This is a genomic window from Sinorhizobium chiapasense (assembly GCF_036488675.1).
Lineage (GTDB): Bacteria > Pseudomonadota > Alphaproteobacteria > Rhizobiales > Rhizobiaceae > Sinorhizobium > Sinorhizobium chiapasense.
Genome location: NZ_CP133152.1, coordinates 933,607 through 950,982 on the forward strand (window position 1 = coordinate 933,607; position 17,376 = coordinate 950,982).

The 17,376-nt window shown below is 62.0% G+C and carries 15 protein-coding genes and 1 pseudogene; 11 read left to right on the forward strand and 5 right to left on the reverse strand.

The features are described from left to right. Positions 1 to 74: 74 nt before the first annotated feature. The 3 genes from RB548_RS29010 to RB548_RS29020 all read left to right on the forward strand — a co-directional run bounded on the left by RB548_RS29010 (position 75) and on the right by RB548_RS29020 (position 4,500). Positions 75 to 1,550: a multicopper oxidase family protein gene (locus RB548_RS29010; protein ID WP_331375855.1), complete on the forward strand. Its 1,476-nt coding sequence runs from the start codon at positions 75 to 77 to the stop codon at positions 1,548 to 1,550. A 207-nt stretch (positions 1,551 to 1,757) separates the two neighbouring features. Then, positions 1,758 to 4,001 (forward strand): copper-transporting P-type ATPase, encoded by a 2,244-nt coding sequence (locus RB548_RS29015; protein ID WP_331375856.1) that lies wholly within the window; start codon positions 1,758 to 1,760, stop codon positions 3,999 to 4,001. 1 nt (position 4,002) lies between these two features. Continuing rightward, positions 4,003 to 4,500 carry an SRPBCC family protein gene (locus RB548_RS29020; RefSeq protein WP_331375857.1) on the forward strand — a complete coding sequence of 166 codons (498 nt, stop codon included), beginning with the start codon at positions 4,003 to 4,005 and terminating at the stop codon, positions 4,498 to 4,500. Here the strand turns inward: RB548_RS29020 and RB548_RS29025 are convergent. After that, entirely contained in the window at positions 4,497 to 6,056 is a 1,560-nt protein-coding gene (locus tag RB548_RS29025; RefSeq protein ID WP_331375858.1) for a bifunctional aminoglycoside phosphotransferase/ATP-binding protein, read from the reverse strand. The genes RB548_RS29020 and RB548_RS29025 overlap by 4 nt on opposite strands. A gap of 242 nt (positions 6,057 to 6,298) precedes the next feature. Between RB548_RS29025 and RB548_RS29030 the strand changes: the two genes are divergently transcribed. The 3 genes from RB548_RS29030 (at position 6,299) to RB548_RS29040 (ending at position 8,444) form a co-directional block, all read left to right on the forward strand. Then, positions 6,299 to 7,132, forward strand: coding sequence for a universal stress protein (locus RB548_RS29030; RefSeq protein ID WP_331375859.1), 834 nt, complete (start codon positions 6,299 to 6,301; stop codon positions 7,130 to 7,132). Positions 7,133 to 7,351: 219 nt separating this feature from the next. After that, complete coding sequence (locus tag RB548_RS29035; RefSeq protein WP_331375860.1) at positions 7,352 to 7,771, forward strand: DUF3775 domain-containing protein; 420 nt, start codon at positions 7,352 to 7,354, stop codon at positions 7,769 to 7,771. 286 nt (positions 7,772 to 8,057) lie between these two features. Then, the gene (locus tag RB548_RS29040; protein WP_331375861.1) at positions 8,058 to 8,444 is read left to right on the forward strand and encodes a DUF4405 domain-containing protein; all 387 of its coding nucleotides are present in this window, start codon (positions 8,058 to 8,060) and stop codon (positions 8,442 to 8,444) included. A gap of 188 nt (positions 8,445 to 8,632) precedes the next feature. Here RB548_RS29040 and RB548_RS29045 read toward each other — a convergent pair whose 3' ends face one another. Continuing rightward, the gene (locus RB548_RS29045) at positions 8,633 to 9,571 is read right to left on the reverse strand and encodes a Bug family tripartite tricarboxylate transporter substrate binding protein (protein WP_331375862.1); all 939 of its coding nucleotides are present in this window, start codon (positions 9,569 to 9,571) and stop codon (positions 8,633 to 8,635) included. A 179-nt stretch (positions 9,572 to 9,750) separates the two neighbouring features. Between RB548_RS29045 and RB548_RS29050 the strand changes: the two are divergent. Then, positions 9,751 to 10,224, forward strand: a pseudogene (locus tag RB548_RS29050) (helix-turn-helix domain-containing protein); the annotation flags it as partial. A gap of 79 nt (positions 10,225 to 10,303) precedes the next feature. Here the strand turns inward: RB548_RS29050 and minE are convergent. From minE to minC, 3 genes are read right to left on the reverse strand one after another with little or no spacing between them, the layout of a single operon-like run. After that, positions 10,304 to 10,567, reverse strand: coding sequence for a cell division topological specificity factor MinE (gene minE / locus RB548_RS29055; protein ID WP_331375863.1), 264 nt, complete (start codon positions 10,565 to 10,567; stop codon positions 10,304 to 10,306). Then, complete coding sequence (gene minD, locus RB548_RS29060; RefSeq protein ID WP_225107641.1) at positions 10,564 to 11,382, reverse strand: septum site-determining protein MinD; 819 nt, start codon at positions 11,380 to 11,382, stop codon at positions 10,564 to 10,566. Before minD ends, minE begins: the two co-directional genes overlap by 4 nt. Before the next feature lie 32 nt (positions 11,383 to 11,414). Next, the gene (minC, locus tag RB548_RS29065; RefSeq protein ID WP_331375864.1) at positions 11,415 to 12,167 is read right to left on the reverse strand and encodes a septum site-determining protein MinC; all 753 of its coding nucleotides are present in this window, start codon (positions 12,165 to 12,167) and stop codon (positions 11,415 to 11,417) included. 524 nt (positions 12,168 to 12,691) lie between these two features. On the opposite strand from minC, the gene phnC reads away from it, so the two are divergent. The 4 genes from phnC to phnE (RB548_RS29085) all read left to right on the forward strand — a co-directional run bounded on the left by phnC (position 12,692) and on the right by phnE (RB548_RS29085) (position 17,210). After that, positions 12,692 to 13,534: a phosphonate ABC transporter ATP-binding protein gene (gene phnC, locus RB548_RS29070; RefSeq protein ID WP_331375865.1), complete on the forward strand. Its 843-nt coding sequence runs from the start codon at positions 12,692 to 12,694 to the stop codon at positions 13,532 to 13,534. A 90-nt stretch (positions 13,535 to 13,624) separates the two neighbouring features. Further along, complete coding sequence (phnD, locus tag RB548_RS29075; RefSeq protein ID WP_331375866.1) at positions 13,625 to 14,530, forward strand: phosphonate ABC transporter substrate-binding protein; 906 nt, start codon at positions 13,625 to 13,627, stop codon at positions 14,528 to 14,530. Between the two features lie 193 nt (positions 14,531 to 14,723). Continuing rightward, a complete protein-coding gene (phnE, locus tag RB548_RS29080) occupies positions 14,724 to 15,686 on the forward strand; it encodes a phosphonate ABC transporter, permease protein PhnE (protein WP_331375867.1) in 963 nt (320 codons plus the stop codon). 9 nt (positions 15,687 to 15,695) lie between these two features. Beyond that, positions 15,696 to 17,210: a phosphonate ABC transporter, permease protein PhnE gene (phnE, locus tag RB548_RS29085; RefSeq protein WP_331375868.1), complete on the forward strand. Its 1,515-nt coding sequence runs from the start codon at positions 15,696 to 15,698 to the stop codon at positions 17,208 to 17,210. Positions 17,211 to 17,376 lie beyond the last annotated feature (166 nt).

Consider the following 17,376-nt stretch of genomic DNA (forward strand, 5'->3'; position numbering starts at 1 on the left):
TCTGTTGCCTGCGGTTCGCGCATGGCAACGGTTTCGTCGGCGTTGCCGACGCGAGAAAGAGGTTCAAACGAGATATGAAACGTCGTCAATTCTTAGGCCGATTGCTTTCGGGCGCCGCGCTCGTCGGTTCAGCGCCGCTATGGCTTCCGGCGCCTGCATGGCCGCAACCGGCAACGACCCCGTCATCACACGCGGATGCACTTCCGCTTACGATCTCCAGACGCGTGATAGAAGTGAAAGGGAAGGCTGCGAACGTCTTCGGCCTCGTCCAGCCGAACGGAAGACATGGCCTCATACTCGACGCGGATGGCCAGTTCGACGTTGCCCTTGGCAACGAAGCCGGCGAGCCCACGCTCATTCACTGGCACGGGCTGACGCCGCCTTGGGAGATGGATGGTGTGCCGGATAATCCGGCGGCGCTTCTGATGCCGCACGAGAGCCGGCGCTACACGTTCCCGGTCGGGTCAGGAGGCACCCACTGGATGCATGCGCATACGCTGCAGGAACAGAATCTGCTGGCGGCTCCGTTGATCGTCAGGACCGTCGAGGACGTGAAGCGCGACGAGCAGGAAGTCGTCATCCTGCTTCATGACTTTTCCTTTACGCCAGCGGAGGAACTACTCGCCAATCTCAAGGGTCCCGCCGCGGCAGCCGCCATGCCCAAGGGGCATGATACGATGACGGACGGCATGGCGGGTGCGATGCATGCTGGGCACATGTCCGGCACGGTGACGTCAGGAATGGGTGCCATGGACCTCAACGACATCGAGTATGACGCCTATCTCGCCAATGATCGTACGCTCGATGATCCCGAAGTCATTGCGGTCGAAAACGGCGGCCGGGTTCGGCTGCGCATCATAAACGGCGCGACGGCGACGGCATTCACAATCGATACCGGACCGATAGTTGGGCAACTGATCGCCGTGGATGGACAGGCGATCCAGCCGATGGCGGGAAGCCGCTTCCCCATCTCCATGGGCCAGCGCCTCGATATCCGTTTGGAACTCCCGAAGACGGGTGAGGCGCACCCTGTCCTCGCCTTGCGCGAAGGGTCCAATGAGCGCACCGGCGTTATCCTCGCCCCGCCTGGCGCGGCGGTAAGCAAGCTCGCGTCCCAAGGGGAAGACACAGGTCCGGTGGTCGGCCTCGAGTTCGAGCGGAGCCTGGCGGCAATCATGCCGCTCCCGAACCGCCCGGCAGACCGCCGTTTCGCACTCACGCTGACCGGTGACATGGCGGGCTACGACTGGCAGATCGCTGGTGATGCCTTGAGCGTCAGGCAGGGCGACCGGGTGGAGGTCGTCATGCAGAACGTGTCGATGATGGCGCACCCGATGCATCTGCACGGCCACCATTTTCAAGTGGTTGGAATCAACGGCCTCCCCCTTCGGGGCGGAGCCGTGCGGGACACCGTTGTCGTGCCGCCGATGACAAGCGTGGCGATCGCCTTCGACGCGAACAATTCCGGGCGCTGGCCTCTCCACTGCCATCACCTCTATCACATGGCATCCGGGATGATGTCCTTCCTTAGTTATAGGAAGGCGGGCTGAGCACCAGAGCGCCGTGCGTCCCGGCGCGTGGTGCTTAACGCTTTGAATTGCTGGATAATTTCCCTCTTGATCGCGACGATTCAGGAACCATGTAGCAGAGTCAGTTTCCGCTTCGGCGTTCGCCGGCAACGGCATCGCGAAATACGTTGGCCAACCGCGCCAAACTCGCGGGCTCCCAACGGGTGTCTACCAACGGAGTCATGTCCAATGGACGATCATAATCATCACAAGCATCACCACCATCCCGTACAGCAGAGCGCGACGAAGCCAAGCCATGGGGAGGCTCCTCACGCGGAACAGGCGGAGGGCGTCGTCTACACCTGCCCCATGCATCCGCAGGTACGCCAGATCGGCCCCGGCAATTGCCCGATCTGCGGCATGGCGCTTGAACCGGAAGTCGCGACGCCAGAAACTGGCCCAAGCGCCGAACTCATCGACATGAGGCGCCGGTTTTGGGTCGGCCTGGTGTTGACGATACCGGTGCTTGCCCTCGAGATGGGCGGCCATGTCACCGATCTGCACATGCTGCTTGGGGCGCAGACATCGAACTGGGTGCAACTCCTCTTCGCAACGCCAGTCGTGCTGTGGGCCGGGGCCCCGTTCTTTGAGCGGGCATGGCGATCCATCGCCAACCGACACCTCAACATGTTCACGCTGATCGCGATGGGAACCGGCGTTGCATGGATCTACAGCGTGGTCGCAACCGTTGCGCCCGGCCTCTTCCCGCCAGCCTTCCGCGCTCCGGATGGCTCGATCGCGGTCTATTTCGAGGCGGCCGCCGTCATCACGGTGCTTGTCCTGCTCGGGCAGGTCTTGGAACTGCGGGCGCGCGAACAGACGGGAGGCGCGATCCGGGCGCTTCTGGATCTCGCCCCGAAAACAGCCCGCCGCATCCGCGATGACGGCGTCGACGAGGACGTGCCACTCGAAGCCGTAGTCGTCGGAGATCGACTGCGGGTTCGCCCCGGCGAGAAGGTCCCGGTCGACGGCGTCCTCGTCGAGGGACGCAGTTCGGTCGATGAATCGATGATCACCGGAGAATCGATGCCCGTTACCAAGGAGATCGGCGCCAGCCTCATTGGCGGCACGATGAACCGCACAGGCGGGTTCGTCATGGAAGCGGGCAAGGTCGGGCGCGATACCATGCTGTCGCAGATCGTGCACATGGTTGCGGATGCACAACGCTCGCGCGCACCGATCCAGCGCCTTGCCGACGAGGTCTCCGGCTGGTTCGTGCCCGTCGTGATTGCTATTGCCGTGATTGCATTTGTCATATGGATGGCGGTGGGGCCCGAGCCGCGCTTTGCGCACGGGCTTGTCGCCGCGGTCGCAGTGCTCATCATCGCCTGCCCCTGCGCTCTCGGCCTCGCCACCCCGATGTCGATCATGGTCGGCGTCGGACGGGGCGCGCGGCTCGGCGTGCTGATCAAGAACGCCGAGGCGTTGGAGCGCTTCGAAAAGGTCGACACGCTCGTGGTCGACAAGACCGGGACCCTGACGGAGGGCAAACCCAAGGTGACGTCGATCGAGGTTGCGAGCGGATTTTCCGAGACCGAATTGCTCCGCCTGGCCGCCACCCTGGAACGCGCGAGCGAGCACCCGCTCGCGGCGGCGATTGTGGAGGCCGCCCATGAACGCGGATTGAGTCTCGGCACAGCGGAGGACTTCGACAGTCCGGTCGGCAAAGGCGTGACCGGCTCCGTCGACGGGCGCAAGCTCGTCATCGGCAGCCACCGCATAATGGCCGAGGAAAAGGTGGGCGTTTCCTCTCTCAGCGAAAAGGCGGAAGCGTTGCGAGGGGAAGGGGCGACCGTGATCTTTGCCGCCGTCGACGGCCGCGTCGGCGGACTTTTTGCGATCTCCGACCCGATCAAGTCGACGACACCCGCTGCCGTCGAGGCACTGGTCAAGGAAGGTGTCCGGGTGGTCATGCTGACCGGAGACAACAAGACCACGGCGCATGCCGTCGCGAGGAGGCTCGGGATCAAGGAAGTGGAGGCCGAAATCCTGCCGGAGCACAAAAGCGAGATCGTCGCCCGATTGCGCCGGGAGGGCCGGATCGTCGCCATGGCCGGGGACGGGGTGAACGATGCTCCAGCGCTTGCCGCGGCCGATGTCGGCATTGCCATGGGGACCGGGACGGACGTTGCGATCGAGAGCGCCGGTGTAACGCTGCTCAAGGGCGATCTTCAGGGCATTGCACGAGCACGGCAGCTCAGCCACGCCACGATGAAGAACATCCGCCAAAATCTGTTCTTTGCCTTCATCTACAACGCCGCCGGCGTGCCGGTTGCCGCCGGCGTCCTTTATCCGGCCTTCGGGCTGCTCCTGTCGCCGATCATCGCCGCCGCGGCCATGGCGCTCTCCTCCGTCAGCGTCATCGGCAACGCTCTCCGGCTAAGGAGTGCGCAGATGACCGACGCCAAAGTCACGCGACAAAGGACGACTTGAGTTGACCCACGCACATTCGGCACAGGCGGTCGTAACAGCCGCAGCGTCGGCCGAGACGCTGTTCGACTACCTGGACGACCCGGCTCGGCTCGGCTCCCATATGCAGGAGTCGTCGACGATGATGCTGGGCGGAACGATGTCGTATGAATTCGACGAAGCTCGCGGCCGCGCCGTCGGCTCGCTGATCAGAATGGAGGGAAGCGTCCTCGGGCTGAAGCTGTCCGTGGAACAGGTGATCGTCGAACGTCATCCTCCCCACCGGAAAACGTGGGAAACGCGGGGACAGCCAGATCTGCTCGTCATCGGAGCCTACCGGATGGGTTTCGAGATCAATGCTTCAGGCCAGTCCTCCCGCCTGCGCGTGTTTATCGACTATGACACCCCCAACTCGGTCATCGGCAAGATCGTTGGCGCGATATTCGGCCCCATCTACGCTCGCTGGTGCGTCAACCGGATGGCGAAGGACGCGGTCGGAATGTTTTCGAGAGAGCCGAGCTAAGGCTTTTCCGAAAGCGTAGGTTGTACCTGTGCCAGCTCTTGCGGAAGGCGCAAGATCTCCGAGGCGACTTGCTCGGCGTTGCGAGCGGCATCGATCCGCCTCCAGCCCCTCTCGCCGCTGTCGCGGGCCAGTTGCCTGGACAGAACATCGAGGTTCGCATCCGAAGGCCCCCCGGTTCGGGAGGCAACGCGGTCACGCAAAAGCGCCGGTTCGGCATCCAGCCACGCGGCGGTGAACGGGACACCGAGTTCACCTGCAACCCTTTCCATCAGGTTGCGATTTTCCGGCTTGTCGAACACCGCATCGACAATCGCAGTGCCTCCTGCTGCAAGAAGCGGGCGGACCCTCTCTGCCATTTCGCGATAGACCTTGTCCGAGATCTCGGGACGGTAAGCAGAGGGCGGCAGTCTGGTTTCTGCGGAAACGCCATGCATGGCCTTTCTGACGCGATCGCTTTCGACAATCCGGGCGCCGGGTGGCGCACTCACCTGTGCAGCCAATGCCTCTGCTACAGTCGTCTTGCCGGAGCCGCTGAATCCGCCGATGGCGAACAGCCGTGCCGGCGCCGGTTCGATCAGCGAGCGCGCCAGGTCGAAGTAGGATCTCGCTTCGGCAACGAGGTTCGCCGAAGCCTCCCCGCTTTCTTCCACCTGTGTCGCGGTGACGTGCGCCCTGACGGCGGCGCGGATTGCCATCAGGTACGGCAGAAGCACGAAACCGTCCTCGTCATCCGACTCGTCCAGGTATCGATTCATGGCCAGGTTCGCCAGATCCGGGAAGCCACGATGCCAAAGATCCATCAGCAGAAAGGCGAGATCGTAAAGCGTGTCGATCGTAGCGATCTGATCGTTGAACTCGATGCAATCGAACAACCGCGGCTCACCTTCGAGCAGGCAGATATTGCGCAGATGCAGATCGCCATGGCAGCGCCTGACCTTTCCTGCCGCCTCGCGCCGATCGAGCAGGGCCGCATGACGCGCGAGACCCCGCTCGAACGCAAGTTTGATGGTGGCAAGCTCGCCCGGCTCGAAAACCCGGCTCGTTGCAAATCCCGCGGCATTGATCCGGAGAACTGCGGCGATATTGTCAGCGCCTCCCCCGTCATGGACGACCGGCGCCGCGCGGTGAAAGCGTGCGATCATCTGTGCAGCCACAGTCATGAGCTCGCGGGTCAACCTGCCCTCGACAGCCATTCGGTCGAAGAGCGATTGCTGATCGAAGCGCGCCATTTCGACAACTGCATCGACCAACGCCCCTTGGCCGTCAAACGCCAGAGTACCATCGTCCTCGCGGGTAATTCGCCGGACGCCGCGATACAGCCCTGGCGCAGTCGCGGAGTTAAGCTCAACCTCCTTCTGGCAGGCCCCGAGCCGCAGGTCGGCCGTCGAGAAATCGACATAGGGCAACTTGACCGCCCGCTTCATTTTGAAGGCTCGCTCCCCGACGAGGAAGATGCGGGAAATATGCGTCTCCATCGTTTCGATCGGCTCGGTGGTGTCATGAGAAGCGGGAGCGCTGAGAAAAGCGACCGCCGCGGTTTGTTCTTCCGCTATCACGCATGCCTCCTGTTTTCTCCGACAGTTCCATGGAACGCCGTTTGGAGATCGTTCTCATTGATACCGATCAACCAAAGCACTCATCAAAGGAAACCCCCAAGCGGCGGAAGCGTTTCACGAAGTAGCCACGCCGCGCCCCGGATCGCTCGGCCAGCCGGTTTGATGCAGCTCAATGCAGAACGCGGTCGCCCGGTTAGGCTGAGATTCGGTAAACGCAACCAACCCTTCGAGGGAGAACGCTCATGGCCTTCAAGACAATCCTCACCGTCACAGGGGTCGACAATTCAGACAGCGATCTGCAAACCGCAGCCGATCTCTGCGGCCAATCGGGTGCCCATCTTTCTGTCCTAGTCGTTGCCATGGCTCCGCCACCGCCGATCGGGGAGTATGCGACCGTTTCCACTATATGGCTGGAACAACGCGATCGCGATCGTGAGAAGCTTGAAGCATCCGTGAACCACGCGCGCGAAACAGTTTCTCGCACGGATGTTTCCTTCGAGATCGACGGCGTCTACGCCGAAGCCGGGACGGCAGATCGCGACATCGGCGACCGCGCGCTCTACGCCGATCTGGTCTTGATCGGGCCAAGCGTTCTGAGCCAAGCGGACCTGAAGCGGCAGGTGATCAACGGCAGCCTCTTTCAGGCAATGCGCCCGATCATGCTCATCCCGACCGACAGCAAGCCGAGTCTTGGGCCGAAGACGGTCCTGCTCGCCTGGGACTCGCGCGCGGAAGCTGCACATGCGGCGCGCGAAGCTCTCGAACTCATGGCGAAGGCGGCCTCGGTCCACGTGACCTTGGTTGATCCGGAGGCCGCTCGTGGAGAGAGCGGCGAGGAGCCTGGCGCCGATGTCGCTGCCTATCTCGCTCGCCACGGCGTCAACGTGACGGTCGACCAATTGCCGAGCGCGGGCCGTCCTGTCGCGAGCGTGCTCCAGCAGCATGCCGTCGACATTTCCGCCGACATGATCGTCATGGGAGCATACGGACATTCGCGAGTGCGCGAGCTGATCTTCGGTGGCGTCACGAAGTCAATGCTCGATGATGCTGCGATCCCCATCTTGATGGCCCGCTGAGCGCCCCGCCGTCGAGGCTGACAGCAACCCGCAGCGCTTGGCCGACCGCGCAGAGCGGATCGAAGGATCGATGCCGAAGGGAAGACGGCAACACGCACCAAGATCGGGAAGGATCTGGTAAAGTTGCCCGTATCAGACACCGAACGATACTTCTCGGATGGGGCATCCACCCCTCCGGATGCAGATCGTTACAGACGACGCCAATTGGAGGTTGCACCAATGAGCGAAGCTTGGGACCTGTCGATTTCACCCGAAAAGGTCTGCTTTTTCATAGTCAAGGCCAGGGAATTCGACGTCAAGGTTGCCGTCACGGACCCCGACCCGGCATCCAACGCATCCGACGACAACATGGCCTCGGTGCTCGAGGATCAACCGGACGATCCCGTCGAGGCTGAACTTGCGAGCGCGATCTGGGCGCTCAATGAAGACGAGCAGATCGATCTCGTCGCTTTGAGCTGGCTCGGCCGGGGCGACGGCAAACTGGAAGACTGGGACGACATTCGTGCCCAGGCGGCCGATGCACACAACAAGCGAACGGCCGCCTATCTGCTCGGCATACCGCTGTTGGCAGACTATCTGGAGGAGGCAATGGCGCAATTCGGCGAGTCCTGCCAGGACTACGAAATGGGGCGCCTCTGAGGTTCCTTGTGCGCCCCGACGAACGCGCATGCGTCTGCTTGCGAGCAGAAACCCGCCGCTCGAAATCAAGAGAGCGATTGATTTACGTCAATAATTACAAATATTTAACTGCGCCTTCAGCGCTTGGACGCGCTAATGTTCGTCGCAGGGCAACAGAAATCAGAGGTGCACCGTGAAAGTCATCCTGCAGTGATATGCGACACCGTTCATCACAGGCCTGTTTCTCGTTTCGCTCATTTCGGGAATCGCGCTGTTCTTCCATGTCGGCAACGGCGTCTTCAACGAGATGCATGAGTGGCTGAGCATTGTGCTCATCCTGCCGTTCGCTCTGCATGTCTGGAAGAACTGGCGGTCGATGACGCACTACCTCGGACGTCTTCCGATGACGCTTGCGCTGCTCGTCTCGACAGGAGCAGCCGTTGCCTTGGCCTGGCCGAGCGGTGAGGGCCGCATCGGCGGGCCGCCGCAGATCGCCTTCAGCCGGCAAATCATCGCCAACACCGCCGACAAGATCGCACCGCTTCTGGGTCAGACGAGCGAAAGGCTGGTCGAAACACTCAGGGCGCGTGGGTTCGCGGCAGCGGCTCCTGACATGGCCTTGGCCGACATTGCCGCGAAATCGGGCAAGAACGAATTCCAGCTGGTGCAGGCCCTTTTGCTGCAGCAACCGTGACGACCAGCCAAGAGATCACGACTTTATTCTACAAGCTTGCAATACAAACACATGCTAGTGGTATCGGCCTAACATAAGAGTCCGGCTTTGGATTCCTTTTGGCGAAAGCGCATCCGAGTCTGGTGCACGCGCACAGGAATATCCTTCATTTCGTGAATTGCGCGGACAGCTCATCAGACGGTCGGCTATTAGGACTTAACACTGGCGGCTTCCATGAGTCGCGCCGTAGCTTCACTCTCGCTCTCAACGAAGCGCGCGAACTCGGGCTGCGTCATGCTCATTGGCTCGCCCCCGTGTCTGGCGATCCATTCGGGCAGATCCGCTCCGGCGAGTACGCGGCCAACGTCATTCGCGAGCTTGTCAACCACGCCGCTCGGCGTGCCAGCCGGCACCCACATTCCATACCAGATCGGGAAGTTGAACCCGACGACGCCTGCCTCCGCGATCGTCGGTACCTGCGGGAGCAAGGTTGAGCGCCGCGCGGTACTGACGCCCAGCGCAACGAGTGTGCCGTCGCGAATGTGGGGCAGGACAAGAGAGATTGGCACCAAATAGTAGTTGAAGCGCCCCGCTATCGCGTTGACGATCGTATCGGCGTTCGAATCGTTCGGTGAGGGGAGCACATGCAGCGCCTTGATCCCCGCCGCTTGATTGAATTTCTCGACTCCAACATGTGTGCCGGTGCCTATGCCGGTCGATCCGAACTTGAGCTCACCTGGCCTCGCCTTTGCCGCCGCAATGAGCTCGCCGACCGTAGTGACACCAGGCGCCTTGCCTGCGACGAGTACGTAAGCTTGCCTTGTAAGCGGAATGACCGGAATGAAATCCTTCAACGGGTCATACGGGAGGTCCTTCGAGAGTCCCGCACTGTATGCCTGAGCGTTGGTGTTTATCAGCAGCGTGCGGCCGTCGGCGGGTGACTTCGCGACCTGTGCAGGGCCCGCAGTGGCTCCCGCACCGGGGATGTTCTCTACTGTCACCGGTTGGCCCCACAGCTCAGAGAGCTTCGGGGCCAGGGCACGGGCCAACAGATCGGGCCCGCCGCCCGCTCCAAACGGCTCAATTATGCGCACCGGCTTGCCCGGATAGTCTGGTGCGGACGCGGCCAGTTTTGTTGCGCTTCTCATCGTGTCCTCATGTCTCCCGGCACATTTAACGAGAAAAGCAACGCAATTGATCGAGGCGTCAGTCCCATAAGATCTCTCTTAGCGTCACTCAAAAGGCTACCTGGTATCGGCCTAATATAGCCTAACATAAGAGCTCGGTGTGGGATTCGCTTTGGCGAAAGCGCATGCGAGTCTGGTGCATGCGTACAGGAATATCCTTCACCGTTTCGCCGACCGATCGCCAGCGACTGATGGCTGTCGTCAAAGATCGCAATACGCCGCAGAAGCACGTCTGGCGCGCCGAGATCATCCTGCTGAGCGCTGACGGCGCCGGTACCGTCGAGATCATGCGGCAGACCGGCAAGTCCAAGACCTGCGTGTGGCGCTGGCAGGAGCGCTTCGCCGCGGCAGGCTTCGAAGGACTGTTGCGCGACAAGACGCGGCCATCGCGCATTCCCCCGCTCGGCGCCCAAGTGGCCGTACGCGTGGTGGCGCAGACGTTGACGGACCCGCCGGGCGAGACCACACACTGGACCTCCGACATGATGGCGCAGACTGCCGGCATCAGCGCCAGCGCGGTCAGACGCATCTGGAAGGCGCACGGCCTGGCGCCCCATCGCTGGCGGCAGTTCAAGCTCTCCAACGATCCCCAGTTCGTCGACAAGCTGCGCGACGGCGAGGCAGCCTCGACGGGTGTGTCCCGGCCGCTCCCTCGCGGCCGAGACTATCCTTGGCCTTGCAGGCCTTCCTCTCTCAGGCTGCCCGCACGCTTGCGTCGAGCGGGATCTCGATATCGACCTCGAGAGTCGAGACATGTTCGCCGCGGTCCATCTTCACGTTCACTTTGTCACGGTCGACCTGAACGTGCTTGGCGATAACCGCGAGGATTTCCTCCCGCAGTTGCGCTACCAGGTCCGAGTGACCGACCGAGGCGCGCTCATGTGCGAGCAGGACCTGGAGGCGTTCGCGCGCTGTCGGCGCGGAAGTCTGCTTGCTGAAAAAGCTGAAAATACTCATGCTGCCCTCCGCCCGAATATCTTTCCGAACAGGCCGCCGCGCTTCTCACCTGGAATGGTGATCGGAACCGTTTCGCCGGCAAGCCGCCGTGCGGCATCAAGGTAGGCGAGCGCCGGTGCGCTGCGGCTGTCGGCGATCGTGACCGGTGCGCCGATGTTGGAAGCGCGCAGCACATCCATGCTTTCGGGAACGATACCGAGCAGCGGGATCGAGAGGATCTCGAGCACGTCATCGACCTTCAGCATGTCGCCGCGCTCTGCGCGGTTGGCGTCGTAACGGGTCAGCAGCAGATGCTTTTCGACCCGCTCGCCGCGTTCCGCTCTCTCCGTCTTGGAGTCGAGAAGGCCGATGATGCGATCCGAGTCGCGAACCGACGAGACTTCCGGGTTGGTGACGATGACGGCAACGTCGGCATGGCGCATGGCGAGCGTGGCACCGCGTTCGATGCCGGCCGGGCTGTCGCAGATGATCCAGTCGAAGTGCTTCTTCAACTCGGCCATCACCTTTTCGACGCCCTCGGCTGTCAGGCTATCCTTGTCGCGCGTCTGCGACGCCGGCAGCAGGAACAGCGTTTCGAGCCGCTTGTCGCGGATCAGCGCCTGCGGCAGCTTGGCGTCGCCTTGTATGACATTGACCAGGTCATAAACGACTCGCCGCTCCGCGCCCATGACGAGATCGAGATTGCGCAGGCCGACGTCGAAATCGACGACTACGGTCTTCTCGTTCCTCTGCGCCAATGCCGCACCGAGTGCGGCGGTAGACGTCGTCTTGCCGACGCCGCCCTTACCCGATGTAACCACGATTACTTTCGCCATCTTGCACTCCTGTTTCCCGGCCGGCAGCCGGCTCAGTTAAGTCTCTCTGCCATGATTGAATCTCCTTCGAGCCAAAGCTGCACCGCTTGCCCGCGAAGGTGTGGCGCCATGTCGTCGGCCGTCTTGTAGACACCGTCGATTGCCAGCAATTCTGCTTCAAGCTTACGGCAGAAGATGCGCGCCGAGGCATTACCCACGGATCCCGCCAGCGCTCGTCCCCGCAGCGTTCCGTAGATGTGAACCGAACCACCCGCGATGATTTCCGCGCCCGAGGCAACCGACCCGACGACGGTGACATCGCCTTCGGGAAAGATCACCGATTGCCCGGAACGGACGGGCTCCTTGATGATGATCGAAGGCATTGCCCTGACCACCTGCGCCTCGGCACGAACGACAGGTTCTGCCGGCTTGCCGTGGCCGGATTTCGCCGGCTCCGCGGTCAAATCGGCTGACGGAACCTCGAAATCGGGGGCGGGCCGGCCACCCTTCATGGCCGGCGGCATGCCCGGCTCGAACAGTGAGGGGCGTCCACCTTCGATGCCCATGATCCGCACGTTGCGTTTCGCGAGCTCGCCGATCAGCGCCTTCAGCTGCGTTCGATCGAACTCGATGTCTTCCACATCGAGGACAACCGGCCTTCCCAGGAAAAACCCCGCTGAACGCGAGGCTAAGTCGTCGAGCCGGGTAAGCCATCCATCGAGAGGCAGTTCCGGAGAAAGCACGAGCGCCAGGAATGAGCGGCCCTTGATACGGATCGAGCGAGTATCTGTTAGCACTTTGGTCATCTACGTTAATTTTTGGTTGCCAAGATTTACGTGAATCGCGGTTAACAAATGGTTAACCAAGGCACCCTGCATGAAGCTGGAGAGCCAGATTTGACGGCAGAAAAAGCGCCCCTGAAAACGCGACGGTACGCTGGCAAGAACGATGATTTGCAGCTGCTGCAGCGATCTCGGCGTGGGACGCGGTGAAGCCTGCGCCCAAGTCGGGCCGGCGATCGCCTGGCACTCCTTCGTCCCGAAACTTCGACGCGCTTCGATTCGCTGCCCGCCATCGGCCGACGAATCGTTGGCGCCTGATTGCGGGCAAGGTCGCTCCCCTCTCCAGCGCAGGGAGACGCCCGCCGAAGGTCAGTCGGTCGCGGCCATGCCGCCGCCAAGCCACTCACATCTTCCGCTGAAGGGCCACGCCCGCTCGCGGCTGTGAACTGTTACAGAAACGATAAGAAACTGACATTTGGCGTTCATCTAGCGCCGCTATGGCAGGTGTCATACCGATGACCGGTCCCCCTAAAAAGGAACTGCTGCCAATGTTTCAGTTGAAGAATGTAACCCGCCGGTTCGGCACGAAAACAGCCGTCAGCTCGGTTACCTTCGACATCCCGCAGGGTCAGATGGTCGGCATCATCGGCCGCTCGGGTGCCGGCAAGTCGACGCTGCTGCGCATGGTCAACCGGTTGGTCGATCTCTCGTCCGGCTCGATCGAATTCGGCGGCACGGAAGTATCCTCGCTCCGCGGTGCGGCGCTCCGAAACTGGCAGCGCGATTGCGCGATGATCTTCCAGCAGTTCAACCTCGTGCCGCGGCTCGACGTCTTGACCAATGTCCTGCTCGGCCGCCTCAACCACCGCTCGACGGCGCTCAGCATCCTCAACATGTTCACACGCGAAGAGCGGATCATGGCGATCGGCGCGCTCGAGCGCCTCGGCATCGAGCAGACGGCGTTGCAGCCAGCAGGCACGCTTTCTGGCGGTCAGCAGCAGCGCGTCGCGATCGCCCGCGCGCTGATGCAGCAGCCGAAGGTGCTGCTCGCCGATGAGCCGATCGCCTCGCTCGACCCGCTCAACGCCAAGATCGTCATGGATGCGCTGCGCGACATCAACGAGCGCGACGGAATCACCGTCATAACCAACCTGCACACGCTCGACACCGCACGGAGCTATTGCGAACGGATCATCGGCATGGCGCATGGGCGCGTCGTGTTCGACGGGCAACCGAAGGATCTGACCGCCGCAGCCGTCGCCGAAATTTACGGCGCAGACACCGCAATCGAAGAATCGATGACCTCGACAAGCATCAATATCCCCGCGGCACTCCCGCAGGAAAACACCGCATCGGCTGGCCTCAAGCCGCTGGCATTGGCTGGTCTCTGACGACCCGCCACGATCGAGCGCCCGCGTCAAGGGCACCTCTTTGCAACCGATATCGATCCGGCGCGGCCGGATAAACGGGAGACGAACCTCATGTTGAAGAAAGCTCTTTTGGGCGCCGTTGCGCTCTTCGCCCTCGTCGGTCAGGCTCAGGCCGAAGACCTCAAGGAATTCCGCATCGGCATCCTTGGCGGCGAGAACGAAGCCGACCGCCTGCGTAATTTCCAGTGCCTGGTCGACAAGCTCCCGGCCGCAATCGGCGTCGAAAAGGTCTCGCTGTTCCCGGCCGCCGACTATGACGGCGTCATCCAGGGCCTGCTCGGCGGTACGCTCGACTACGCCGAGCTCGGCGCCTCCGGCTATGCCAAGATCTACCTCGCCAAGGCAGACGCGGTCGAGCCGATCCTGACGACGGTACAGACCGACGGCTCCACGGGCTACCACTCGATCATGGTTGCCCGCAAGGACTCCGGCATCAGCAAGCTCGAAGACCTCAAGGGCAAGAAGCTCGGCTTCGCCGATCCGGATTCGACCTCCGGCTACCTCGTCCCCCTCGTCACGCTCCCGGAAGCCATCGGCGCGCCGGTCAAGGAATTCTTCGGTGAAACCGGCTTCGGCGGCGGCCACGAGAACCTGGTGCTCGAAGTCGTCAAGGGCACGTTCGATGCCGGCACGACCTTCGGTTCGGGCATCGGCGAATTCAAGGACGGCTACACTTCGGGCAACCTGCGCAAGATGGTCGACAAGGGTGTCGTCGACATGAACGACCTCGTCGAGCTCTGGAAGTCGCCGCTGATCCCGAACGGCCCGATCGTCGTGCGCACTTCGATGAACGACGACATGAAGGCGAAGTTCAAGCAGTTCATGATGGACCTGCCGAAGACCGACGCCGCCTGCTTCTCGGCCATCCAAGGCGGCGACTTCTCCGGCTTCACCGAAGTTAATGCCGATTTCTACAAGCCGATCATCGACGCTCGCAAGGCAACGATCGGCGGCTGATCGCCAGGGCATCAGATACACGCTGGCCATGTTGCAGCGCCGCACAGCGGCGCTGCAACGGTTTGAGTTGCTGCATGATTTTATCCTTAGATCGAGTTCGATTTAGGAATCATGCAGTAGCGGCCAGCGTTTGATTATCCGGATTGCCATCGGCATCCATTTCTCAAGAAGGCCGGCGCGTGCCGGAAACCCCATGGCCACTTCCGTGCTTTCCCGACAGCTGAGCGAGAGCGGCGCTCTGGTGGAGCGTCACTGGCAGGAGCTCAATGCCCGCCGCCGCCTTTACACCTTCCTTGGTCTGGCGCTCCTCGTTCTGACGCTGTTCGCCTCGCTCTGGTTCGCCAACGACTCGAATGCCGGCAAGTTTTTCGACCGCCTGCCGCATTTCTTCGATTTCGTCGGCGATCTGCTCCCGCGCGACGCCATGGAGATCGTGCGTGCCATGTTCGACCTGCCCTCGCCCTATGACGACGGCAGCTTCAAGTACAACTATCCTGACGGCCGGCTTTACCTCACCGACAGCCTCTACGTACCGGAATATTTTCACAAGATGCTGGAGACGGTGAACATCGCCATCTTTTCGACGGTGGTCGGCGTCTTCTTCGGCTTCATCCTTTCGTTTCTTGCCGCGCGCAATCTCATGCCCAACCCCTGGATCAGGGGCCCGGTGCGCCGCCTGATGGAGATCCTGCGCGCCTTTCCCGAAGTGGTCATTGCCGGTTTCTTCCTGGCGATCCTCTCGCTTGGCCCCATTCCCGCGATTGCGGCGGTGTCGATCCACACGGTCGGTGCGCTTGGCAAGTTGTTCTTCGAGGTCGTCGAGAATGCCGACATGAAGCCCGAAGAGGGTTTGCGCGCCGTCGGCGCCAACTGGATCGAGCGTGTCTGGTTCGGTATCGTTCCGCAGGTTCTTCCGAACTTCACCAGTTACTTCCTGCTTCGCCTCGAGATCAATGTGCGCGCCTCGACGATCATCGGCGCCGTCGGCGGCGGCGGTATCGGCGAATTGCTGCGCCTGGCGATCGGCCAGGGTCACGAGGCAAAGACGCTCGCGATCGTGATTCTGCTGTTCACGACAATCTTCGCCGTTGATCAATTTTCCGCATGGCTCCGCCGCCGCCTTGTCGGCGATCAGGCCTTCCAGCTTGCCCAGTAGGAGCACATCATGACCGCCTCGACCAAGCCGAGCCTCCTTGAAATGGAAGCGATCGCCGCGCGCCATCCGCACCTGTTGCAGTCCTCTTCAACAAAGAGGTTGAAAACAGCACTGATCGGTATCGGCGTGGTGCTCTACCTGGTTTTCAGCTGGTGGTTCTTTTCGATCGGCCATGTGCTTGCCAACGCCAATTGGGGTATCGCCGGCACCTATCTCGCCGACTGGGTCTCCTATGAGGTCCGACCCGAGATCGCGATTGCGGCCGACGGCACGATGGCAGTCTCCTACGCGCGCAATTCGCCGCTCGGCCCCAATCCCAACCCCGATTGGATCACGCTCGAGAAGAAGACCGTAACCCGAACGATAGAGGCGCCGGCCGCTGCACAGGCGTCGAAGCCGAAGGGAAGTTCGTCCTTCAACTTCATGGCGCCGAATGCGGCGCTCGGCGATGCCCAAACGGCCCAGGCACCGGACCGCATCGAGACCCGTAGCGAAGAGGTCGTCACGCGCGCACTGATTGCCTTCGATCGGTCGACGAGCATCGAGGCTGCCAGCGGCGTGGTAAAGGCGACGCACCGCGGCGAGACGCTGATAATGACCGTGGACGGCGCCGATACGGTAACGCCGCAGGGTCCGCTGCCCCGCTGGGCCATGCAGAAGCGGCCGGGAGAAAAGATCACGCTCTCCTTCGGCCTCACCGGCTGGGCGGAGGTCGAAGGCGACGAGGTCTCGATCCGCAATCGCTTCTTCGGCTGGGCGAACTTCCTCTTCGACACCAACTCGCCGTTCTTCGGAAAGCCCTATGGCGAAGTGGCCTCGCTGATCGTCGCCGGCGAACGGATCGATCCGGCACGCTCCAACCTTTCGCTTGCTTGGAACAACATTCTCTACAATGCGGAGTGGCAGCATCTCGACGTCTGGACCAAACTGTTGCAGACGGTCGTCATGGCTTTCGTCGGCACGCTGTTCGCATCGCTGATCGCCTTTCCGCTCTGCTTCCTCGCCGCGCGCAACGTCACGCCGAACTTTCTTGCCAACCAACTCGCCAAGCGCTTCTTCGATTTCTTGAGGTCGGTGGACATGTTCATCTGGGCGCTGTTCTTCACGCGCGCCTTCGGCCCCGGCCCGCTTGCCGGCATCTCGGCGATCTTCTTCACCGACACCGGCACGCTCGGCAAGCTCTATTCCGAGGCGCTCGAAAACATCGACGACAAGCAGCGCGAGGGCGTGAAATCGGTCGGCGCGACGCCGATCGCGGTACAGCGCTTCGGCGTGCTGCCGCAGGTCCTCCCGGTCTTTGCCAGCCAGGCACTCTATTTCTGGGAATCGAACACCCGCTCGGCGACGATCATCGGCGCCGTCGGCGCCGGCGGCATCGGGCTCAAATTGTGGGAGGCGATGCGCACCAACTCCGATTGGGAAAATGTCGCCTACATGGTGCTTCTGATCTTGATAGTTGTCTTCATTTTCGACAGCATCTCAAACGCGTGCCGCTCGCGGCTGATGGGACGCAAGACGCATTAGAATCAGAGCGGGAGGCGGGCGGAAGCCGCACACACTTTTCCTCGGCCGCTCCGCCCCGAATTGCGTTTCGCACCGAAGTCATCATGATGTTGTCATGCAAATCGGCTAGCTGCGCATCGCACCCCGCGAACATCGACCCGCCGGACGGCGGGCCGGTCGATACAGA